The sequence below is a fragment of the Sulfitobacter sp. KMM 9851 genome (genome assembly GCF_057178245.1).
Window position 1 is genome coordinate 3,117,721 of the sequence record NZ_CM169991.1, and the last position, 20,604, is coordinate 3,138,324.

At 56.7% G+C, this 20,604-nt stretch carries 19 protein-coding genes; 8 read left to right on the forward strand and 11 right to left on the reverse strand.

Features of this window, described 5'->3' with window-relative positions; all coding sequences use genetic code 11:
• The first annotated feature begins 367 nt into the window (after window positions 1–367).
• A complete protein-coding gene (locus AC1965_RS15490) occupies window positions 368–1,498 on the forward strand; it encodes a GAF domain-containing sensor histidine kinase (RefSeq protein ID WP_483884744.1) in 1,131 nt (376 codons plus the stop codon).
• A 310-nt stretch (window positions 1,499–1,808) separates the two neighbouring features.
• Here AC1965_RS15490 and AC1965_RS15495 read toward each other — a convergent pair whose 3' ends face one another.
• The 6 genes from AC1965_RS15495 to AC1965_RS15520 all read right to left on the reverse strand — a co-directional run bounded on the left by AC1965_RS15495 (window position 1,809) and on the right by AC1965_RS15520 (window position 7,813).
• Entirely contained in the window at window positions 1,809–2,765 is a 957-nt protein-coding gene (locus AC1965_RS15495; RefSeq protein WP_483884745.1) for an oligopeptide/dipeptide ABC transporter ATP-binding protein, read from the reverse strand.
• Window positions 2,762–3,751: an ABC transporter ATP-binding protein gene (locus AC1965_RS15500; RefSeq protein ID WP_483884746.1), complete on the reverse strand. Its 990-nt coding sequence runs from the start codon at window positions 3,749–3,751 to the stop codon at window positions 2,762–2,764. Before AC1965_RS15500 ends, AC1965_RS15495 begins: the two co-directional genes overlap by 4 nt.
• Window positions 3,748–4,620 (reverse strand): ABC transporter permease, encoded by an 873-nt coding sequence (locus AC1965_RS15505; RefSeq protein WP_483884747.1) that lies wholly within the window; start codon window positions 4,618–4,620, stop codon window positions 3,748–3,750. The genes AC1965_RS15500 and AC1965_RS15505 overlap by 4 nt, the downstream gene beginning before the upstream one ends.
• Window positions 4,620–5,540 (reverse strand): ABC transporter permease, encoded by a 921-nt coding sequence (locus AC1965_RS15510; RefSeq protein WP_483884748.1) that lies wholly within the window; start codon window positions 5,538–5,540, stop codon window positions 4,620–4,622. The genes AC1965_RS15505 and AC1965_RS15510 overlap by 1 nt, the downstream gene beginning before the upstream one ends.
• A 70-nt stretch (window positions 5,541–5,610) precedes the next feature.
• Window positions 5,611–7,059, reverse strand: coding sequence for an ABC transporter substrate-binding protein (locus AC1965_RS15515; protein ID WP_483884749.1), 1,449 nt, complete (start codon window positions 7,057–7,059; stop codon window positions 5,611–5,613).
• 139 nt (window positions 7,060–7,198) lie between these two features.
• Window positions 7,199–7,813 carry an RraA family protein gene (locus AC1965_RS15520; RefSeq protein WP_483884750.1) on the reverse strand — a complete coding sequence of 205 codons (615 nt, stop codon included), beginning with the start codon at window positions 7,811–7,813 and terminating at the stop codon, window positions 7,199–7,201.
• Window positions 7,814–8,210: 397 nt separating this feature from the next.
• On the opposite strand from AC1965_RS15520, the gene AC1965_RS15525 reads away from it, so the two are divergent.
• A complete protein-coding gene (locus tag AC1965_RS15525; RefSeq protein WP_483884751.1) occupies window positions 8,211–9,143 on the forward strand; it encodes a LysR family transcriptional regulator in 933 nt (310 codons plus the stop codon).
• A 431-nt stretch (window positions 9,144–9,574) separates the two neighbouring features.
• Here the strand turns inward: AC1965_RS15525 and AC1965_RS15530 are convergent, their stop codons facing one another.
• From AC1965_RS15530 to AC1965_RS15550, 5 genes are read right to left on the reverse strand one after another with little or no spacing between them, the layout of a single operon-like run.
• On the reverse strand, window positions 9,575–10,819 hold the full coding sequence (locus AC1965_RS15530; protein ID WP_483884752.1) for a Zn-dependent hydrolase: 1,245 nt from the start codon (window positions 10,817–10,819) through the stop codon (window positions 9,575–9,577).
• Between the two features lie 31 nt (window positions 10,820–10,850).
• Entirely contained in the window at window positions 10,851–12,134 is a 1,284-nt protein-coding gene (locus AC1965_RS15535; RefSeq protein ID WP_483884753.1) for a TRAP transporter large permease, read from the reverse strand.
• A complete protein-coding gene (locus AC1965_RS15540; RefSeq protein WP_483884754.1) occupies window positions 12,131–12,604 on the reverse strand; it encodes a TRAP transporter small permease in 474 nt (157 codons plus the stop codon). Before AC1965_RS15540 ends, AC1965_RS15535 begins: the two co-directional genes overlap by 4 nt.
• Window positions 12,601–12,978 (reverse strand): cupin domain-containing protein, encoded by a 378-nt coding sequence (locus tag AC1965_RS15545; protein WP_483884755.1) that lies wholly within the window; start codon window positions 12,976–12,978, stop codon window positions 12,601–12,603. Before AC1965_RS15545 ends, AC1965_RS15540 begins: the two co-directional genes overlap by 4 nt.
• Window positions 12,975–13,964 carry a TRAP transporter substrate-binding protein gene (locus AC1965_RS15550; RefSeq protein ID WP_483884756.1) on the reverse strand — a complete coding sequence of 330 codons (990 nt, stop codon included), beginning with the start codon at window positions 13,962–13,964 and terminating at the stop codon, window positions 12,975–12,977. The genes AC1965_RS15545 and AC1965_RS15550 overlap by 4 nt, the downstream gene beginning before the upstream one ends.
• A gap of 599 nt (window positions 13,965–14,563) precedes the next feature.
• Here AC1965_RS15550 and AC1965_RS15555 point away from each other — a divergent pair.
• The 6 genes from AC1965_RS15555 (at window position 14,564) to AC1965_RS15580 (ending at window position 20,528) form a co-directional block, all read left to right on the forward strand.
• Window positions 14,564–15,052 carry a GNAT family N-acetyltransferase gene (locus AC1965_RS15555; protein WP_483884757.1) on the forward strand — a complete coding sequence of 163 codons (489 nt, stop codon included), beginning with the start codon at window positions 14,564–14,566 and terminating at the stop codon, window positions 15,050–15,052.
• A 382-nt stretch (window positions 15,053–15,434) separates the two neighbouring features.
• Entirely contained in the window at window positions 15,435–16,655 is a 1,221-nt protein-coding gene (locus AC1965_RS15560) for a hypothetical protein (RefSeq protein WP_483884758.1), read from the forward strand.
• A gap of 1 nt (window position 16,656) precedes the next feature.
• A complete protein-coding gene (locus AC1965_RS15565) occupies window positions 16,657–17,757 on the forward strand; it encodes an aKG-HExxH-type peptide beta-hydroxylase (protein ID WP_483884759.1) in 1,101 nt (366 codons plus the stop codon).
• The gene (locus tag AC1965_RS15570; protein ID WP_483884760.1) at window positions 17,750–18,949 is read left to right on the forward strand and encodes a SagB family peptide dehydrogenase; all 1,200 of its coding nucleotides are present in this window, start codon (window positions 17,750–17,752) and stop codon (window positions 18,947–18,949) included. The genes AC1965_RS15565 and AC1965_RS15570 overlap by 8 nt, the downstream gene beginning before the upstream one ends.
• A 125-nt stretch (window positions 18,950–19,074) precedes the next feature.
• Window positions 19,075–19,635 (forward strand): JmjC domain-containing protein, encoded by a 561-nt coding sequence (locus AC1965_RS15575; protein WP_483884761.1) that lies wholly within the window; start codon window positions 19,075–19,077, stop codon window positions 19,633–19,635.
• Entirely contained in the window at window positions 19,629–20,528 is a 900-nt protein-coding gene (locus AC1965_RS15580; protein WP_483884762.1) for a trypsin-like serine peptidase, read from the forward strand. The genes AC1965_RS15575 and AC1965_RS15580 overlap by 7 nt, the downstream gene beginning before the upstream one ends.
• The last annotated feature ends 76 nt before the right edge of the window (window positions 20,529–20,604 follow it).

The following is a 20,604-nucleotide window of genomic DNA, read 5'->3' on the forward strand; positions in this document are numbered from 1 at the left end:
ACCGCAATTTTAAACTCGTTGGAAATATCTAGCGTTCGGTTTTCATTTGACAAGAAAATGGCTGGCTTACAGCAAGGGACCACGTTTGAAGCGGTAGCAGTTGACTGGAATTCAAACCATCCCGCTTACGAAACGAGGTCTTCAGGCGGTCCCACACGCGATACGAAGCAAAGGCCAACCACCCTCACGCACCAAAACCCAATGGCCTGATCAATCGAATATTGCGCTGGTTCGGCAAGTTGTTACTACCGTAGCAAGCATCCAATCTGGCGAGGTCGACGTGAGAACTTATCCCATTCCTTTTAATGAGGAAGCGCGCCTACGCTCCGTTTTTGCAGTCCCCGGTATGCATGAGGCAAACGGCGGCGTGTTTGACGCTATTTGCGAGGCGACGCGGAAGCTTTTGAACTGCCCAATCGCGCATATCAGTGTCGTAGAAGCGGACACCCAATGGTATAAATCAGTGGTGGGAATTGAGCTTGATCGGATGCCGAAAGACAATAGTTTTTGCACACATACAATCATGTCGGGCGAGCCGATGGTCGTCCCTGATCTAAGCAAAGATCCCAGGTTTGAGACCCATCCCATGGTTGCCGAAGGCGGACCGGGAGCGCGTTTCTATGCCGGTGTGCCTCTGATTTTGTCGTCGGGTCAGCGGTTTGGCAGTTTGTGCGGCCTTGACCTTGTGCCACACGATGCACCCTCTGATCATCAGATGGCCATTCTGGCAGACTTAGGAAAAGCCGTGGTCGCAGCGCTGGAAGCTGTGCCGCCACGTCCGGTAGATCAGTCGCAAGACCTGGCGGTCCGATCGACTTTTATCACCCTTGTGGGGCATGAGCTGCGAACACCACTGACTATACTACTGGGCAGCTTGAGACTGCTTGAAGCAACTGCCGCACGGGGGATCAACGGCACCCTGCTAAGTTCCGCGCGAAAATCAGCAGCGCATCTAATGGACCTTATCGAAAAAATAATTGAATTCAGCAATGCCTCGACAGGCGAGTTGCGGCTAAATGAGCAGCCTTGCGATCTAGGCGGCCTTCTTAAGACCACCGCTGACTTGGTTCTACCAGGTCGCGGGGGCGAATTGAAGTCGATCACCCTTGCTGAGGGCGCATTCGGCGCTCCTATCTATGTCGACCCTGACCAGCTTAAAATTGCGCTGCACGCTCTTGTCCTGAATGCGGTTAATCACGGCGGTCAGGAGATTACGGTCGGAAGTCGCCTGGATGCCTCGGGGAATGTCGAACTTTCGATAACGGACAACGGCAAGCTGGACGACAGCGTTGAACTGAGCGCCCTATACGAACCCTTTGTGGTCGGTGGAAGCATTGACAACAGGGATACGCGCGGCGGCTTGGGCTTGGGGCTACCGCTGACCCGCAAACTTGTAGAGCTTCATGGCGGAGAGTTTGAGGTTCATGCCGCAGATCAATCCACATCCGCGATTATACGGCTGCCCGCTTGGCGGTTGAAGGCCGATCAATTAGGCTGACTTGGTGCTGCTTGATCAATGACCAAGTGGAAGCATTTGGGTTGGTCTTCAGATAGATGCGCGTTGGCATGTCTAACAAAGCAGGATCAGTTTGCGGTTCCTAAGCCCCCAGTGACCGCGCACTCGGGACAAGATGAGCTAGCACGCCTCGCTATGAAACGGAAAATGGTTGCGCAAAACGATGAGCGTATGGGCGCCATGACCCTCAACATGAAACTTAAAACAGCTGCATGAATTCTACGGCGGGACCCCATTAAAAGTGGGCGCATCGCGTCCGACCACCTGCCCTATGACCGCACCCGCCAGCACGTCAAACTAATCTCGGGCCCGCCCGTTCGCAGCGCACCATGCTTGTGGGCAATTCGCGCAGTTCTTGTAGCCGGGTTCGGCATCCGTCCAAGACGTCGGGGCAGCGCGGGGCGAAGAGACATCCGGCATGGGCGGCGAAGGGATCGGCTGCTGTTGCGCCAAGCTTGAGGTCAGGCAGTCCAAAGCCCGGATTTGGAGCTAAGGTCGCTGCCAAAAGCGCGCGGCTATAAGGATGCTGAGCGGCCTTAAACAATGCCTCGGTTCGCGCCTCTTCGACTTTTTCGCCAAGATACATCACTGCGACACGGTCCGCCAAATGCTCCACCACCGCGAGATCATGGCTGACAAAAACCATAGTGAGGCCCAGTTCGGCTTTTAGGCTCAGCAGCAGATTGATAATCTGGGCCTGTACTGACACGTCTAACGCTGAGGTGGGTTCGTCACAAATCAGCACAGTCGGTTTCAAAATAAGGGCCCGCGCGATGGCGACCCGCTGACGTTGCCCACCTGACAATTCACCCGGATAGGCATCAGCAAGCCGCGTCGGAAGGCCAACAAGCTCCAGCATCCGTGCGACTTCAGGTTTTTCATCTGCGCCACCGTGCAATCGCAAGGGTTGGCCGATCAGGGTCCGGATACGCTTGACCGGATTAAGAGAAGCGTTTGGGTTCTGAAAAACTGGTTGGATCAGCCGCACCCGTTCGGCAACCGGCATCGAAGCTACCGGCTTGCCACAGATCAGAACCTCGCCGGCATCAGGGCGCATCAGGCCCAGCATCATGCTGACCGCCGTGCTCTTGCCGCAACCGGATTCCCCGACCAGCCCCAAGGTTTCCCCCTTGGCGACCTCAAGCGAAAGGTCTTTGACGGCAAGCAATTCGTCGGCTTGGCCGAACAGGCCACGGCGCAGGCGAAAGGTTTTGCGGATATTGCTCATCTGGATCATCGGGGCATTCATCGCGCGGTCTCCACTGCGGCGGCCTTGTAGCATTCAGCGAAACGATCTGGTCCATGCGCATGGCGTGGCACGGGGCCTTTCGCGCATTCGTCGCTCGCCAGGGCGCAGCGGTCGCGGAAAGCACAGCCATGCAGGGGACCGATAAGACCCGGAACCCGCCCTGGGATCGCCGGCAGTTGGCTGCCGCGTTTCGTTACGCCCGGCACGGGGATCGCCCGCAGCAGACCTTGGGTATAGGGATGCAGCGGCGCCTCATACAGCTCGCGGGCTGGGCCCAACTCGGCGATGCGTCCTGCATACATGACGGCGACATCGGTCGCGATGGCCGCAACGACGCCAAGATCATGAGTGATCAAGAGCATCGACAGCCCCAGATCAGCTTGCAATTCGCCCAGAAGGCGGAGAATCTGCGCCTGGATTGTCACGTCCAATGCTGTTGTCGGCTCATCCGCGATCAAAAGACGCGGTCGCCCCATCAAGGCCGAGGCGATCATGATGCGCTGGCGCTGCCCCCCGGAAAAGGCATGAGGGTACTGGGTCAGTCGCGCAGACGGGTTGGATATTCCGACCCGATCCAGCATTTCGATGGCCCTTGCATCCGCTGCCGACCGGTCGAGCTTCTCTGAGCGCATCACACCTTCTGTGAGCTGTCGCCCGACGGTAAGCGTCGGGTTAAGCGCGCTTGTCGGGTCCTGAAATATCATGGCAACCTCGCGCCCGCGCAATAGCGCAAGTTTCGACTGAGGTTTTTGGGTTAGGTCCTGACCCGCCATATCAAAACGATCGCTGGTTACCGTTGCATAACGCGGCAACAGCCCCATCAGCGCCATCGCCGTCAGCGATTTTCCGCAGCCAGACTCGCCAACCAGACAGAGGGTATCGCCGCGCGCAATTTGAAGATCGACTCCGCGCACGGCGTGCAAGACGCCCCGGTCAGTTGGCAATGAGACCGTTAGATTTTTGATATCCAGAAGCAATTCAGTCATCGTCTTGCAGGCCCCGTGATGTCGCGCATGCCGTCTCCGAACAAATTGACGGCCAGTACCAAAAGACAAAGCGCGGAGCCGGGCATGGCAATCAGCCACGGATCGAAAAGGATGTTGTCGCGACCTTCCGAGATCATCAGCCCCCATGAAGGGGTCGGGGGCCGCACCCCAAGGCCAAGGAAGGAAAGAGCTGCCTCAAGCAAGATGACATTCGCCACCTCCAGCGTCACCACCACAAGGATCATGCTTTGCATGTTCGGCAGGATCTCAAGAAAGAGAATGCGGGCACGGCTTGCGCCAATGGCCCGCAGCCCGTGGATGAATTCTTGGTGCCGCAGGCTTTGCGTGGCGGCGCGCGCGACAACCGCGAACCTGTCCCAGAGCAGTAATCCCAAAACGGTAATTAATGTGGTCAGCGACGCGCCGCCAAGCGCCACCGCCGCCAATGCCACTAGAACGATGGGCAGTGACAGCCGCGTGGTAATTGCAAAGCTGATCACCATATCGACCCAGCCACCAAAATAACCCGCGAGCAGACCTAGAGTTACGCCGATCACGCCGGAAAGCAGCGTAACACCCAAACCGACACCAAGAGAAATCCGCGCGCCGTAGATCATGCGAGAGAGGTAATCCCGGCCCAGATGATCGGTGCCCAATATATGTTCGGGAACGGACCGGTCGTGCCAGAAGGGCGGTAGCAAACGCCGGGTCAAATCCTGCGCAACAGGGTCGTGCGGCGCAAGCAGGGGTGCAAAAACTGCAACTGCCACGATCAGCAGCAAGATTGTTCCCCCAATCATAACGCCGGAATTTTTTAGGGATTTTCGCCAAACCGTGGCGGGGCGGGTCTCTGCTGTTGTGTCTGACATTATGCGGCTCCTCTGAGGCGAGGATCGAGCACGGCGTTCAGAATATCGGCGCAGGTCGTAAGCGCGACATAAAGCAGCGACAGGATCAGAATGATCGCCTGCACTACCGGCAGATCGCTGCGCAGCAAGGATTCCCAAGCCAACCGCCCCAAACCGTTCAGCGCGAAAACGCTTTCGATCACGATAGAGCCTGACAACAGCAGGCCCAGTTGTACGGCGGCAAGCGACACCAATGGCAGCACGGCGTTGCGCAGGGCATGGCGCCCGATAACCGTTGTCATCGGCAACCCCTTGGCGCGTGCCGCGCGAATGTAATCTGTTGCCAGCACGTCGATCATCCCAGAACGGGTGATCCGCATCATGGCGGGCATTGCATAATAGCTCAGCACAATTACCGGGAGGATATAGCCTTGCCATGTCTCAGCGCCGGAAATCGGCACCCAGCCATACCAGACCCCGAAGACGACAATCGCCATCAGACCAAGCCAGAAACTCGGGATGGCTTGTCCGGTAACGGCCAGCACCAGTGCTGCGCGGTCGATCCACCCGTTTGGGCGTAGTGCCGCGGCAACCCCCAGCGGAACCGCCACAACGAGAGCCAGTAAAAAGGACATGACGCCGAGTTTCAAAGTAACGCCGACACGATTGCCGATGATCTCGGTGACCGGAATATTAAAGTAGATGCTTTGGCCAAAATCACCCACCAGCGCGCTTCCGACCCAGTCGAGATATTGGACCAGAAGCGGGCGATCAAAGCCATAGGCGACGCGGATCGCTTCAGCGTCTTGCGCCCGTCCACCCGCACCTGCAATCGCAATTGCCGGGTCGCCGGACAGAAACATCAGCGCAAAACTTACCGCCGATACGGTCACACAGACGCACAATGCGACGAACAACCGTTTTAGAATGAATGAAACCATGATGTTTTCCCGAATGAAAGTCCGGGCGACGGGGAGAGCGCCGTCCGGACCATTGCCGTTTGAGGGCTGCCTATTTCCAGCTGGCCATCCACCACCGGGCAAATTCATCGGGATGTGGCGTGAAGTTCAGATCGTTGGACAGGCCGTAGTTGACGTTGAAATTGTACATCGGCATCCAATAGGCTTCGTCAGCGATCTTTTTGACAGCGAGGCTGTAATTCTCGGCACGCACATCACGGTCGGCTGCGGTGTCAGCCACGGTCAGCCAATCAGCAACTTCCTTGTCCTGCACCAGATCGTCCGCCCCGCCGCCAAAGAAGTTGGACAAGATAAAGACAGCGTCACCGATCCCGTAGCTGCCCCAGTTCGAGAAGAACGCAGGCAGTTCTTTGCCGCGCCATTGGCCGATGCCTGCCGCATACTGTTGTTCGTTCAGAACAAGCGTTACGCCGACTTTGGCCAGATCAGCAGCGATTGCTTCGGCTGTTGGGCGGGGCATGGCGGCAAAGACCATTTCAAGCTCAAAACCATCAGCGTAACCCGCTTCAGCCAGCAAAGCGCGGGCCTTCTCAGGGTCGTATTCATAGGTTGTCACATCTTGCTCGCAGCCGAACTGCGCAGGGTTGCAGGGCGTGTTCAGCACCTTTGACGCGCCGCCGGCAAAGGCGTTGACGATGGCTTCGCGATTGGTCGCGTGGATCAAAGCCTGACGCACGCGCTTGTCCGCAATCGGGCTATTGCCTTCCAGTGCTTCCGGCGCGAACCCGACGTAGCCGATGCGCATAATAGGTGCGCTGATGATTTGTACGCGGCCTTGCAGACGATCTGCCTGATCCGGGGCAATGCGCCAGATCCAATCCAGATCGCCAGACATCAGTTCAGCGAATTGCGTGTTCATCTCTGGCATGGTGCGGACCACGATCTTGTCGATCGCCGCGCCGCTTTTCGGACTATCGGCGTAGTGTCCTTCAAACCGTTCCAGCTCGTAGCGAATGCCGGGTTCCTGCGACACCAGTTTGTAGGGTCCGGTGCCGATGGGTGTTGCGGATATTCCCGCCGACCCGTTTTCGGCAAAAAACGCATGCGGATACATCGGCAGGGCGTCGGCCAGCATTTCCACCGCGCCAGCAAATGGCTTGGACATATTGATGCGGACTTTGTAATCGTCCAGCTTTTCTACGCTGTCGATCCAATCTACCGAAATCGAATAGCGGGTGCCATATTCGGCAGCGATCACGGTGTTAAGGGTCTCGACCACATCGTCAGCGGAAAAGTCCGAGCCGTCGTGGAACTTGACGCCTTTGCGCAGCGAAAACTCCATGGTGAGCGGCCCGGTGAATTCCCAGCTTTCTGCAAGCGCGGGTACGATCTCGCCGGTATCGAGGTTTTTATACAAAAGCCCGTCGTAGATGTGGCGTGCCAGAATAAGCCCTTCACGGCCCGCGATCTTGTATGTGTCCAGCGGTTCTGGTTCGGCGGCAAAGGCCACATTAAGGGTGTTGTTGGCCTTGTCAGCCATGGCCGGTGTCCCGGTCGAAAGAGCTGTGCAGGCAGCAAGCGCTGCAAACCCAGTCAAAATGCGTTTGGGTTGAAAGTATGTCATGAGGTCCTCTGTTGGTTGGGGATTGGTTGTATTTTCACGGCCTGTTTTTTCGGCTTCATGCGGACGATTTTTCGCCTCTGGTGATCTGGGTAAGCGTCTCTCCGGCACGCAGCCGGTCGAGGATCTCTAATTCCTGCTGCTGCATCAGGCGCGCACGCCGGCAGAACGTTTCGGCCTGACCGGGGTCCATGACGACGACGCCGCTTTCGTCAGCCAGCACCATGTCGCCGGGGGATACCGCAACACCGCCGCAGTTGATTGCGACATTCACATCCCCACCCAACCCTCTGGGCTTGGTCGTTATGGGTGAACGGCCACGGCACCAAACTGGAAAGGTTTCACCGATGATGGCCGAGCGGTCGGTGACAAAGCCGTCAATCACAACACCAACTACACCGCGCGATTTGGCCGCGCAGGTCGTGACCGCCCCCCAACAGGCATGGCGAAAATCGCCGCAGCGATCGACAACGATCACTTGTCCGGGTTGCGCGCAAGACAGAGCTTCGACCAAGGCCGATCCGTCATCACCAGGCATCCGTACGGTCAATGCCGGTCCGAACACACGTGTGTCACTCAGCAGAGCTTGGATCGAGGGCGCCATGAAACCATCGCTCAGAAAATGCCCAAGCGTCGCGGTTTCGATATCCGAGAGATCGAGATGAGAGTTCATGTGCGTTCCTGGCTTCTTTGCTGATGCCAAAACCTGAGCGCGGAATCGATCTTCGGTCAAATAGGCCCGAGCTATGACAATTATAGTCGGGTCAGATTTTTTCTTGGCCGCCGGAAGGGTTGATGCGATGGGACCCTTAGAGGGTTTGAGCAAGCAGCACCCACAGAAACGAACGACAAAACTTTGCCGAAACCTTGTTCAACACGGCAAATTTCACACCTTGGCGGGCCGGTGCTCGTCCCAGTTAAACCTTCACGAAATTGACCGGATAAGTGCAACTGCACACAATCCGCAACAATAGCGTATAGGAATGTGAAAAACAGCTTCACGCTATAATTTGATTCTGCAAATGGATGATATCACCGATCTGAGGCTTGGATTTTATGGGAACTCAAATATGGATGCCAATCTACCTGCGGAGATGAACTGGAACCTGCTGCGGATGTTCTACATGATCGCTAAGGAAAAGAGCATTACCAAGGCCGCCAAGCGCCTTGGCCTTAGCCAACCATCTGTCAGCAATGCCTTGCAGAAACTCGAGGCGCAGTTGGATTGTCAGCTGGTTTTTCGCGATAGCCGCCATTTCGAACTGACCATGCGCGGCGACAAGATTTATCAGGAATGTCGCGACATTTTCCATAGCGCAGAGCGGATTTCGATCCTGATCCGTGGCGCCACCGAAGAGGAGCGCGGCCAGGTCAGCTACCAGATCATCAGCAATCTGGTGTCACCGATGCTGGACGAACTGCTGCGTCTTTACCACCAGCGCCACCCGTCGGTGATGTTTCAAAGCGAGATTCATAACAGCCAGACCATTGTGCGCAATATTCAACAAGGGCGGCTTGGGCTGGGCTTCTGCCTGATGTCACAGCCGCTCGTCAACCTCAGCTCAATCCGTCTATTTCGTGAAGAATTCCGTGTGTTCTGCGGCGCCGAGCACCCGTTGTTCGGAATGGAAACTGTCAGTGTGCGCGACCTACAACGCGAACCCTTTATCTCGTTCGCCTGCGCCACCGAGAGCATGGGACTAGAGCCGATGTCGGTGCTGCGCGAAGGTACGCGGTTGGGCAATCGGATCAACGGGTTGAGCACCAATCTTGAGGAGGTCCGCCGCATGATCGTCGCGGGTTTGGGTATCGGGATATTACCGCTGATGTCCGTGACCAGTGACATCCGCGACGGCACCCTGTGGCCGCTGAAGATTACCGATGAACCAATTGGTGCGGATGTCTACTTGGTTCATGCGCCGCTTGAAAAGTTGAGCCCCTCCGAGCAAAAGTTTGTGCAGATGGCGCAAGAATTGATTGCGCTCTATCCCAACATGACATGATCACGGGCCCAGATTGGGGTGCCTTCCCATGGCCGCAGGGATCAATGATCAAAAGCGGGGGGGCATCTTCGGGGGGCAAATAACCGTCGGCGAACGCCGAGATCGCTGCCGTGCCGTCACTATGTCGACGTCCAATGTGACTTCCTCCCCGCCAACCTACCCACAAAAGAATGGACGGCAGGTGTCAATTGCGGATCTGCCTTTCACGGCCCTTTCCGGAAGGAAGGTTACCAACTTTATCCCCGAGATACGCAGCGGGGATCTAAGCAGGCACGATCAATGATGACCCTCACTGGCCTCACGGCACCAGATGGTCGGCACCTGACGCAAAGGGGCTTTGACTGCGTTCTCGTGATCCCGTTCCCACAGTCTGCCAGTCAGCGCAGATCAGCCCAGCGCTTTGTCCAGCGCATCAAGTGCGATCAGGGTGCTCACCTATCCGCCCGCGCCACGACCGCATGCAGCAAAATATTGAGACCAGCAACGAAATCAGCAGGCTCACAGCTTTCTTCGTTGTTGTGAGTGATGCCGTTCTTGCAGGGGGTAAAGATCATTGCAGTGGGGCAATGAGTGGCGAGAAAATAGGAGTCATGCCCCGCCTGGCTTTGGATGTCGCGCCAGTTGTAATCCATGCGAATTGCTTGGGTGCGCAGACCGTCGATCAACTCCGCGTCAAAGATGTCGCCGCCCCATTCCCATTCATCCTCAATCACCGCTTCGCAGCCACAGCGCGCAGCGGATTCAAACAGCGCGCGGCGCATTTTTTCGGTCATGACCAGGGTGGTGATCGGGTCGGGGTGGCGCACGTCGCAGACCGCCTCGGCTGTGTCCGACAGAATGCCCGGCTTGTTCGGCCACGCGGTCAGGCGCGCCGCTGTCGCCTTGCCGTCGTGCACGGCAAAATCCCAACCGATGTCATCGACAGCCGTCAGCCAACGAGCGCCCGCCGCCAGCGCATTGCGGCGCAGGTCCATCGGGGTTGGGCCGGTGTGCGCTGTCTGGCCCTTGAACGAGGCACGCATCCCACGCACCGGGTACCCGCCCGTGACAATGCCAACCTGTCGGTTTTCCGCATCCAAGATTGGCCCCTGTTCGATATGAAGCTCAAAATAGGCGTCGATCTCTCCCGCCGTGCAGGGCCGATCGCCTTTATAGCCGATCCGCTCAAGCTCGTCGCCAAAGCGCGCGCCGTCGTCGCTGATCAGGTCATGCACCCAGTCGATGCTGTACTTCCCAACAAAACAGCCCGACGCGACCATCGGCGGCGAGAACCTCGCGCCTTCCTCATTGGTCCAGTCGACCACCACGATCGGGCGGCGCGTGGTATGACCAAGGTCGTTGAGGCATCGGATCACTTCCAACCCCGCCAGAACACCCGCGATGCCGTCAAAGCGGCCCCCGTTAATCTGGGTATCCAGATGGCTACCGATCAGGATCGGTGGCAGGGAATTATCGGTCCCGTCGCGGCGACCAAAAATGTTACCTGCGGCATCCACCTCGATACTCAGGCCCGCGTCCTTGCACCACGCGCAAAACAAGTCGCGCATCTGGCGGTCGTCGTCTCCCAGCGTCAGGCGTGACAGGCCTCCGGGGCGGCCCTTGCCGATCTTGGCAGAGGCTTCGATGGTGGTCCAGAACCGCTCAAGGTCAACGCGGGCGTCAGGTGTCATCGGCATGTTCGTGTCTTTCTGTCAGAAGGGAGCGAGATCAGAAAAGGATCCCGGGAAGGTCGGTGATCAGGGCGGGGAAAAGCACCAGCAAAAACAGCACCCCCACCATTACGCCAAGGAAGGGCAACAGGTATTGAAAGGCATCACTCAGCGGGATCTGTCCAACGCGACAGGCAGCCATCAGATCAATCCCCAGCGGCGGGGTATTGGCCCCAATCGCCAGATTGATCGTCAGCAGGATACCGAAATAGACCGGATCAATGCCGTAATGCTGTAGGATCGGCAGAAACACCGGCGCAAGGATCAAGATGATCGCGATGGACTCCATGAATGTGCCGAGGATCAGCAGCACCAGCATCATCAGCAGCAGGGCGACAGTCGCGCTCTGCGTGGCGTCCGTGATCCCCGCCACCGCCATTTGCGGAACCTGCTCGGCCGCCAATATCCAGCCAAAGACCGATGCCGAGGCAATGACCAGCAGAATAACGCCCGTCATCTCTGTCGTTTCGCGCAGCAGTTTCATCAACAGTTTTAGGCTCAGCGCGCGATAGACAAACACGCCGATGAACAGCGCATAAGCCACGCCAATGCCTGCCGCTTCGGTCGGGGTGAAAATACCCAACCGAATGCCGCCCACGATGATCAACGGGGCCAACATGGCCAGAACCGAACCCTTGGCCGCCCGCCCCAATTCAGGCCAGGAAAATGGCTCGCCGCCCTGCCAGCCGTGTTTGCGCGAAATCCACCAGGCGACGATCAACAGGCCGATTCCCAGCAGCACACCCGGCACAATCGCTGCGACGAAAAGCTGTCCGATCGAGCTGTTGGTGGCGGTGCCGTAGACGATCAGCACGATTGAGGGCGGGATCACCGTGCCCAGCGAACCTGCACAGCCTAGCGCAGAGGCACTGAACCCCGGCGCATAGCCTTGGTCGCGCATGGCGGGTAGCATCATCGTTCCGATAGCGACGACATCAGCAACACCCGAGCCGGAGAGCGAGCCAAAGAGCATGCAGGCAATGATCATCACCATCGCCAGCCCGCCCGTACGCCGACCGATCAGCGCTGCGCAGAATGCGATGATGCGCGGTGCAAGGCCACCATGAACCATCAAAAGCCCGGCCAGCAGGAACAGCGGAATGGCCAACAGCGTAAAGCTGTCAATTCCGGCCACAGCGCGCTGCGCCACTACGATCATCGGCGCGGTATCGGCTATCAGTAAATAGAACATCGACGACATGCCCAAGGCCACGGCAATCGGTGCGTCGATCAGCACCAACGCGACAAACACCACCAGCAACAAAATCAATGCGATGCTCATGCGCGTCCGCCTTTCAAGATAAGGCCGAGAAGGGCGAAGCCGCAGCTCACCGGCAAGGCGAGGTAGAATAGCCCCACAGGCAGCGACAGGGCGGTGGTGCTGTGCGACCAAGTCATCCCAGTCAATTGCGCCCCGGTATAGAGAAACACCAACAGGAATGTCGCTGTGGCGAGGGCGGCCAACATGCGCAGTGCCCGGCGCAGCGCCGGTCGCAGGGCGATCAGGTCGAGTAATCCTGCACGAAAGTGGCTACCACGTACGAACCCCGATACCGCGCCGATAAATGTCAGCCAGACCAGCAGCAATCGCGGCAACTCTTCAGCCCACCGTGGCGTTGATGAGAACAGGTAGCGTGAGGCAACGACATAAACCACCATCGCGGCAAAAACTGCCACCAGCCCTGCGCCGCCCCATCGCGCGGCACGGTCGATAATATGCGCCGCTCTGAGCGACTTGGCAGACAGGGTCATGGTTTCATTAATCCTTCGGGGCCACGGCATAGCATGCACTCATCGCAATAGGCGGCAACAACCACCCATTCATCTGAGATAACTTCGACGGTATGATCCAGACCGGGCGGCAAGCGCACGGCGGTCCCTTCGGTCATCCGGTATTCCTCACCTCCTGCACGCAACACTGCCTCGCCTTTGAGGGTCAGCGTAACCTCATCACGAGGATGGCAATGGGCGACGGATTTGGCGCCCTTTTTGCCAGTGGTAACCGTCAGCTTGATAAAGCCCTCACCGCGTGCAGCAGGCGAAAACAGCACCTTCTGGGTGAAGTCGTAAAGTTGCACCGGCTCCACCGATGCAACTTCAGTTATTTCAGGACGCAGAGTGGTCATTTTCTGTAGGTATTCAGAATGACCAGCAGGTCTTCGCCGTAAACCTCTTTCTGGCTTTCCCAGATCGGTGCGACGGCATCAATGAAGGCAGCTTTGTCAACGTCGTTGAACTGCATGCCTTTTTCCTCAAGCTGCGCGACCAATTCAGCGTTGGCGGCAGCAACCATTTCGCGCTGTTTTGCCCCCCATGTGGTGGCGGCTTCGCTTACGATGGCCTGATCTTCGGCAGAAATCTTGTCCCAAACCGATTTGGACATTGTAAGGGTCGCAGCACCCCAGATGTGTTCAGTCAACGAGACATATTTCTGAACTTCAAAGAAGGACGAGGAATAAATGATCGCCAGTGGGTTTTCCTGCGCGTCAAACACGCCCTGTTGCAGCGCGGAGTATAGCTCACCGAAGGACAATGGCGCAGGCTGCGCGCCCAACAATTCGAAGGTGGCGAGACGTACCTTATCGGGCGTCACGCGGATTTTCAGACCATCCAGATCGGCAGGCTTTTCAATCGGGCGTACGTTGTTGGTAATGTTGCGGAAACCGTTTTCCCACCAGCCAATGACTTTGATGCCTTTGTCGTCGAGCATGCTTTCCAATGACGCGCCCAGATCACCATCAAGGGCTGCAAACGCCTGCTCGCGTGCGCCCCAAGCATAGGGCATCTCGATGATCCCCATACGCGGCTCGATCGCCTGGAACGAACCCGATCCGATCAGACCGGCTTGCACTGACCCAAACTGAAGTCCTTCGATCACCTCTTTTTCGCTGCCCAACTGGCCAGAGGCAAAAACCTCAATCGCCACGCGCCCTTCGGTTCGGGTGCTGACTTCGTCTGCGAAACCGGTCGCCGCCTGGTGCCAGCTATGACTTTCGGGCAGCACATGTCCCAAGCGGATTTTCACATCATCAGCCAGCGCCATAGGTGCCGAAAGCGCGGCAAGGCAGACCGCCATAAGACCGCTTTTGATTGTGTTTCGATGGTGTTTCATTTTTTCTCTCCTGTTGGCCGCATAATTTTGGAAATGAAATACTGGTTCCTGGTCCCACGCAAATAGGCTCGAACTATGGTTGGAATAGCTTTCATGAATGCCTTGCGATCCGCTCAAGCAATGCGCCAGCACGAGCGGTTTGCGCAACGTGAAACGCAAAAAATTGCTCTCTAAGTCGCAGCATAGAGGATCACTGCCTTTGCAGCTTCGCCTCGCAGTTTGCCTTTGAAAGTGCGGTTCACGTGCTCGGATCGGGCGGATATTTTCGTGCTTGGCAGGATTGTGAGTGAGTGTGGGTCAGCCACCTGTTGAGGGCACCCGTGGGCTTTCCAAAAACCGTCAAAATTCAAAGGGTTCGTGAGCAGGCATCACCTACAATAATTTCCTGCCGACGTTATTTGTCAGCTTGATCAAAAAAAGGTTGTTGATCATGGTCGTCTGACTCGCCGATTTTTCTGCTTCAGGTCATTTAATGCGATCATTTTAAAGCGTGTCAGCTCTGCGCTCCCCAGTATTTATGGATTCCGCTTGCCTCTGTAGGTATTTGTAAAGCTCAGGCATAGATCTGAGGAACTGCGCGAGGCGCAATGTCAAAGAACGTGAAAGACCGCATTTTACTGGTGCCACAGGCACCTGACGCATCCCCGGATGTGCTGGAGCGTATAAGAGCGGCCTTTGTTGAACACCTCAGGGTCGACCGCGGGATCGGATCGGAGGAGGCAAGACGGCGATCTGTCGAGACACTCGGACGTGAATTGGCCGCGATTCGCGCTTTGTGCCAAGACGATTTTCTGTCGATCCAGATGCACGGAAAGAAGATCGGGACGCTTTGGAAAAGCTTCCGGATCATCGAAGGACGAAGGACATGGCACATTTTGTACATTGAAGTGGACGATGCAAATCGGCAAATGGGAATCGCCGCGAGGGCGATGAGAGAACTTATTGTTTTGGCGAAAAAAGATGACGTGTTCGAGATAACTCTCAACGTGTCCCCTAGGAATATTCCGGCCTTGGCGCTTTACAAAAAGCTTGGATTTCTGGAGCGGAATGGCGGCCTGACTCTGCGCCTGGATTCTGACGAAAGTTAGAGCTTTGCCGACTGGTGAAGTACCAGATTGACTTTTTAAGTTTTCATGAATACAATTAGTAGTTGAATTTTGGGTTACTTTTAATTTTTAAAAGGCCAAAAAATGGACATTGAAAACTCAATTCTCGTTATCTGAGGCCGCATATTTAGCGACATAATCGACCCGCGTCTCGCGGCAATTGCCTTGGCAGAGTAACGTTTACTGTTTTTGAATGAACCAGCCGCTTTTACGTTTTTCAGGCAAGTGATGTTCGCGCAGTTCTTTGTTTCAATACTAAGGGAGCGTTTATGCTATGCCACAGCCAAATCAATCTTCCAAATCCAGTATTTTGAACAAGCTTGCTGCGATCTTGGATCAGCAGCAGCAACAGGGTTCGCGGCGTATGTCCGATCTTGCTGCCCTTCTTGATCAGCAGCAGCAACAGACCGGAAGCCGCGGGCTTGACGCATTGGCCGCAATCCTGGACCAGCAGCAGCAACAGGGATCAGCCAAGTTTGACAATCTAGAGGGTCTTGCCGCCCTTCTTGATCAACAACAGCAACAGACCGGCAGCCGTGGGCTTGATGCCTTAGCCGCGATCCTAGACCAACAGCAGCAACAGGGATCAGCCAAGTTCGACAATCCCGCAGGCCTCGCGGCGCTTTTGGACCAACAGCAGCAACAGGGCGGTAAGCGCCTGATGGAAAATCTTGCGGCGCTTCTGGACCAACAACAGCAGCAAGGGTCGGCCAAGTTCGACAATCTTGAGGACCTCGCGGCCCTTCTTGATCAGCAGCAACAACAGACAGGCAGCCGTGGGCTTGATGCTTTGGCGGCGATCCTGGACCAGCAGCAGCAACAGGGATCAGCCAAGTTCGGTAATCTTAAGGACCTCGCAGCGCTCCTTGATCAGCAGCAACAACAGACTGGCAGCCGTGGGCTTGATGCCTTGGCGGCCATCTTGGACCAACAGCAGCAACAGGGATCAGCCAAGTTCGGCAATCTTAAGGACCTCGCGGCGCTCCTTGATCAGCAGCAACAACAGACAGGCAGCCGTGGGCTTGATGCTTTGGCCGCGATCCTTGACCAGCAGCAGCAGCAGGGATCAGCCAAGTTCGGCAATCTTAAGGATCTCGCGGCGCTTCTTGATCAGCAGCAGCAACAGGGCGGTAAGCGCCTGATGGAAAATCTTACGGCGCTTCTCGACCAACAACAGCAGCAAGGGTCGGCCAAGTTCGACAATCTTGAGGACCTCGCGGCGCTCCTTGATCAGCAGCAACAACAGACAGGCAGCCGTGGGCTTGATGCTTTGGCCGCGATCCTTGACCAGCAGCAGCAGCAGGGATCAGCCAAGTTCGTTAATCTTAAGGATCTCGCGGCGCTTCTTGATCAGCAGCAACAACAGACCGGCAGCCGTGGGCTTGATGCTTTGGCGGCGATCTTGGACCAACAGCAGCAACAGGGATCAGCCAAGTTCGGCAATCTTAAGGACCTCGCGGCGCTTCTTGATCAGCAGCAGCAACAGACCGGCAGCCGTGGGCTTGATGCCTTGGCGGCCATCTTGGACCAACAGCAGCAACAGGGTGGGAAAACACTGTTTGGCGGCATGGGCGGAGGACGTTGAGATGCAAACGCAAACTCAGGAGGTTGCTTGGCCAGCCTCTTTCCATCCTGATTCTGATCCGGGCAATTTGCAGGCAATGCGTGATGCCTTTATCGGCGCACGCCGGGATATGGCGAACCGAAGTCTAGAGGTATCCGCGAAAATCGCTCCCGAGACCACCCATCTGGCAGTACGCAACGGCATCTTGGACATCTTTGAGAAGAAGACAGCGAGTGAAGATCATCTTTATGGCGACCCGGTGTTTGCGACATGGATGAATTTTCTGAACCGCGCGTTTGCGCGCGGGGACGAGAAAGAGATACAATTCCATTGCGAGAACATTTCGCAGGTGATGGGGCGTGTAAAGGGGCGGCTGAATGGTGATGAAAATCACTACGTTGCCGGCACGCGGATCGCGTTGTTGCAGGCCGACTTCGACCCCTACATCATGGCAGCCACGCCGCCATCATACGATTTCAAAGTACAGATGCAGTCGGAACAGGGGTTGAACGGTTATGGTCATCCACTGGCGATGCAACAGGAGCTTTTGGGATTTGCATTTGAGAACATAGAAAAAGCCTGGCCCGAACTACGTACCCAGATCGAGGACTATGTCCAGATCGTAGGCTACCTACCCAACGCAACATTCAGAAGTTGCTCTGCGGCACGCTATGCTGGGGTCATCTACCTTGGCAACATGGACGAGCGACTTCTCGATATCGAGGAATCTATCGTGCACGAGACAGGTCACCAGGTTCTCTACCGGCTTGGTGAGTTGGTGGAACTCGTCAAGGACGGCACGCCCAAGACAGATGACTACACCCTGCCCTGGTCAGGGTCGAAACGCGATCTCTTTGGATTTTTGCACGCCTTTTACATTTATACGCTTCTGACCAAATACTTTTGGCGACGCGCGCAGATCAACCAGAGCGAATACAAGGATTGCGTACTGCGCGCTGCATACATTCTCGTGGGATCAGAAAAGGCAATTCCGATGCTCTTGGGAGACGACAACCTAAGCAAGCAAGGCAGGTACGTTGTCGAGGCGCTGGCAGACGATATGGAGGCATTGCGACCGGCTGTCGAAGAGGCGTGGAAAAAGATCGCCAAAGATCATGGCTGAATCCGAGGAAAACAAACCGGCGGCAAGTGGTTCGGAATTGACCGTCAGGTTGTCCAAGGCCGCAGTTGTCGGCATGGACGAAGAGCGCATCTTGATCGGAAATCGCGACAGGGGCACGCATGGGTTCTGGCCGCGGTCAGAGGAGGAAGGTCTGGGTCGTTATCTGTCCTGGCGGTCTGTCCACGACATCGTAGATCAGGCAGCTTCGGGCGCGCAGGACGACCAAGAAGCAGCGGTTCTGGTAGATGCCGAATTGGACCGACTGGCAGCACTTCTTACCCTCGGTGTACTGGACGAACGCAGTACCGATCTCAGCGGACAGCAACTCGCCTCGCCGGGCCCTGCGTGGGACACCGCAATGCGTTTTTTGCTGTCGACCCGCACCACCGCAGACACGATTTTTGCCGTTCCTGAGGAATACAATCAGATGCTTTCCGAGCGGGCAATGCTTGATCGGCAACCTTCGGCATACCTTGAGCGGCCCGACGCCAGCTTTCTCGCACTGTCTGAGCCGAACGGGCGAAGCGGTGGATCGGGCCGCAAGAAGTCTTTCAAAGAGGTGCTTCTGTCTCGGCGCACGACACGCAGGTTTTCGCACGAACCTATGACGGAGCCGCAGCTTTCGACCTTCCTGCATCTGGGGTGGGGCAGTACCGGAACCGTTGAAAACCCACTGGGTGATGTCTTTGTTCGCAAGACCTCGCCGAGTGGCGGATCATTGCATCCGATCGAGATTTATCCGGTGATTATGAACGTAGAAGGCGTGCCAAGTGGTCTCTACCACTATTCGGTACGGCGACACGGGCTAGAGCAAATATCGCTTGAGGATCCACGTGAATGGATTGGCCACGCCACAGGTGACCAGCATTGGGTTGCGGAAGCGGGAGTGGTTTGCCTGCTCTCGGCCTTCCTGCCGCGTACAGCTTGGAAATACAATTACGCAAGGGTCGCCCGCGCGGTCATATCAGAGGTTGGGTTTAGTAGCCAAAGCGCCTTTCTGACAGCAACCTGGCAAGGCCTCGGCGCCTTTCACACCATCGCCCTGCGCGACCAGATATGGGAGGAGAAACTCGGCCTCGATCCGCTACGAGAGCCCGTGTTCGGCGTGACAGGCGCGGGAACCCTGGAAGAAGATATTGACGACCATTCCCGCCCCCGCAACGAGGTGGCGCGCGGCGTAGCAACCTCATGACCGTGGGGGCACAAGACGTGCCTACTGCGTCTTTCGGGATCGTGGCAGGACATAACCCGAGTGTCGGCCATGGCGCGTTTGAACGGCCGATACTGGATGCTCTCGCCAAATGCAGTTGCAAATTCATGTTTCGCGATACTGCCGGACAGCACCAGGAAATCCAGCTTGGTCACGGGCTGCGAAAAGTCGCGCGGCGTGGAACCTATTGCAGCATGCACCTCGAAAGCGAGAACAAAGATCTCGCTGCTGGGCTGTCACCAACTGGTCTTGAGAGCGCCCAGATCGACCGCATCAATCTTTATATCTCTCCGCCCTGTTCCGGCGCACCTCTGCATTTCGACACCCGCTGGATAATTGTGGTGCAACTCAGCGGCAGCAAGCTGTGGCAAGTCGGGCCGGGACCCGCTGTTGTCAAACCTAGGTGCAACGTGTTGGCGAACGAAGGCAAGGGATTGGCCCATCACAACGGCGAAGACCTGGCTTTGCCCGACCAAATGCGTTTCGTCCTGCTGCAAGCTGGTGATTGGCTCATGGTGCCTTGGGGTACATGGCACGGCACCTATTCACACAACGGATCAGTATCGGCGACCTTGGCTTTCGCGGATGATGTACAGCCTGAATTGCCCCCTGATTTTACCGTCGGCAACACGATCCACGTAACAGAGGGGCCGCGGCTGCTATGTTGAAACAAATCCAGCAAATTGCCTGCGCAGAACGGTTTCAAAAACGCGCCTCCGAAAGGCAGGAGCGTCTGAGCACCTTGTCTTCGCTGATCTCCGGTGCCGCGGTTGATCCCAATTCCATTGAAACGGCGGAGCGTCGACAAGAGCGTGCACGTCTGCTGACGCACGCCAGCCCTACCTCACCCGGAAAAGATTTCGACAACGGGCGGCATATCCTCGAAGCGGTAGTGGGCCGTGACGACCGACTGCCACGCAATTTTCTGACCCTCGGCGGCCGAACGGCAGACGCGATCTGCCGCGTAGCGACATCCACCAATACCGGTGAGCGTTCGCTCGGGACAGGATTTGCGGTTGCGCAGGGGCTGATCCTCACAAACAATCACGTTTTACCAACAGAGGCTTGGGCGGCGCGCGGTCAAATCGAATTCGGTTACTGGTCCAGCACGCCCGATTCACAACAGCGCCGCGTAACACTTGCGCTCGACCCAGGGCGGTTCTTTCTGACAGACCTGCAACTGGATTTCACGTTGGTCGCGTTCGAAGAACGCGCCCGCGACATCATTCACGAGGTTTTCGGTTCAATTGACATCCTGCCCCAGTCGGGAAAGGCCCTGATCGGTGAATCCGTCAATGTCATCCAACACGGTGGGGGTGGCCCCCAAACCGTCAGCCTGCGCGACAATGTCGTGGTCGACATTTTCGATGACTGGTTGCATTACACCAGCGACACGGATGAAGGCGCATCAGGCGCGCCAGTACTCAACGACCAATGGCAGCTTGCCGCGCTGCACCACGCCGCTTTCGAATACACCGCCGCAGACGGCAGCCGCATTCTGGTGAACGAAGGCGCGCGGATCAGCTCTATCGCTAGGTCGATTGCGGGGATGTTGAATTGATTTCACCGCAGTTCATTCGTGCCGCTCGAACACTGGACGGCCAATTCGGGACCGAATCCGCAGCACCACTGCTGTA

Coding starts and splice junctions, on each gene's coding strand:
- AC1965_RS15550 (WP_483884756.1), bottom strand. CDS start 13,964: ATGAAACACCATCGAAACACAATCAAAAGCGGTCTTATGGCGGTCTGC.
- AC1965_RS15540 (WP_483884754.1), bottom strand. CDS start 12,604: ATGACCCTGTCTGCCAAGTCGCTCAGAGCGGCGCATATTATCGACCGT.
- AC1965_RS15565 (WP_483884759.1), top strand. CDS start 16,657: ATGCAAACGCAAACTCAGGAGGTTGCTTGGCCAGCCTCTTTCCATCCT.
- AC1965_RS15535 (WP_483884753.1), bottom strand. CDS start 12,134: ATGAGCATCGCATTGATTTTGTTGCTGGTGGTGTTTGTCGCGTTGGTG.
- AC1965_RS15530 (WP_483884752.1), bottom strand. CDS start 10,819: ATGCCGATGACACCTGACGCCCGCGTTGACCTTGAGCGGTTCTGGACC.
- AC1965_RS15560 (WP_483884758.1), top strand. CDS start 15,435: ATGTCCGATCTTGCTGCCCTTCTTGATCAGCAGCAGCAACAGACCGGA.
- AC1965_RS15525 (WP_483884751.1), top strand. CDS start 8,211: ATGGATGCCAATCTACCTGCGGAGATGAACTGGAACCTGCTGCGGATG.
- AC1965_RS15575 (WP_483884761.1), top strand. CDS start 19,075: ATGTTTCGCGATACTGCCGGACAGCACCAGGAAATCCAGCTTGGTCAC.
- AC1965_RS15515 (WP_483884749.1), bottom strand. CDS start 7,059: ATGGCTGACAAGGCCAACAACACCCTTAATGTGGCCTTTGCCGCCGAA.
- AC1965_RS15570 (WP_483884760.1), top strand. CDS start 17,750: ATGGCTGAATCCGAGGAAAACAAACCGGCGGCAAGTGGTTCGGAATTG.
- AC1965_RS15520 (WP_483884750.1), bottom strand. CDS start 7,813: ATGAACTCTCATCTCGATCTCTCGGATATCGAAACCGCGACGCTTGGG.
- AC1965_RS15510 (WP_483884748.1), bottom strand. CDS start 5,540: ATGGTTTCATTCATTCTAAAACGGTTGTTCGTCGCATTGTGCGTCTGT.
- AC1965_RS15505 (WP_483884747.1), bottom strand. CDS start 4,620: ATGTCAGACACAACAGCAGAGACCCGCCCCGCCACGGTTTGGCGAAAA.
- AC1965_RS15580 (WP_483884762.1), top strand. CDS start 19,629: ATGTTGAAACAAATCCAGCAAATTGCCTGCGCAGAACGGTTTCAAAAA.
- AC1965_RS15545 (WP_483884755.1), bottom strand. CDS start 12,978: ATGACCACTCTGCGTCCTGAAATAACTGAAGTTGCATCGGTGGAGCCG.
- AC1965_RS15500 (WP_483884746.1), bottom strand. CDS start 3,751: ATGACTGAATTGCTTCTGGATATCAAAAATCTAACGGTCTCATTGCCA.
- AC1965_RS15495 (WP_483884745.1), bottom strand. CDS start 2,765: ATGAATGCCCCGATGATCCAGATGAGCAATATCCGCAAAACCTTTCGC.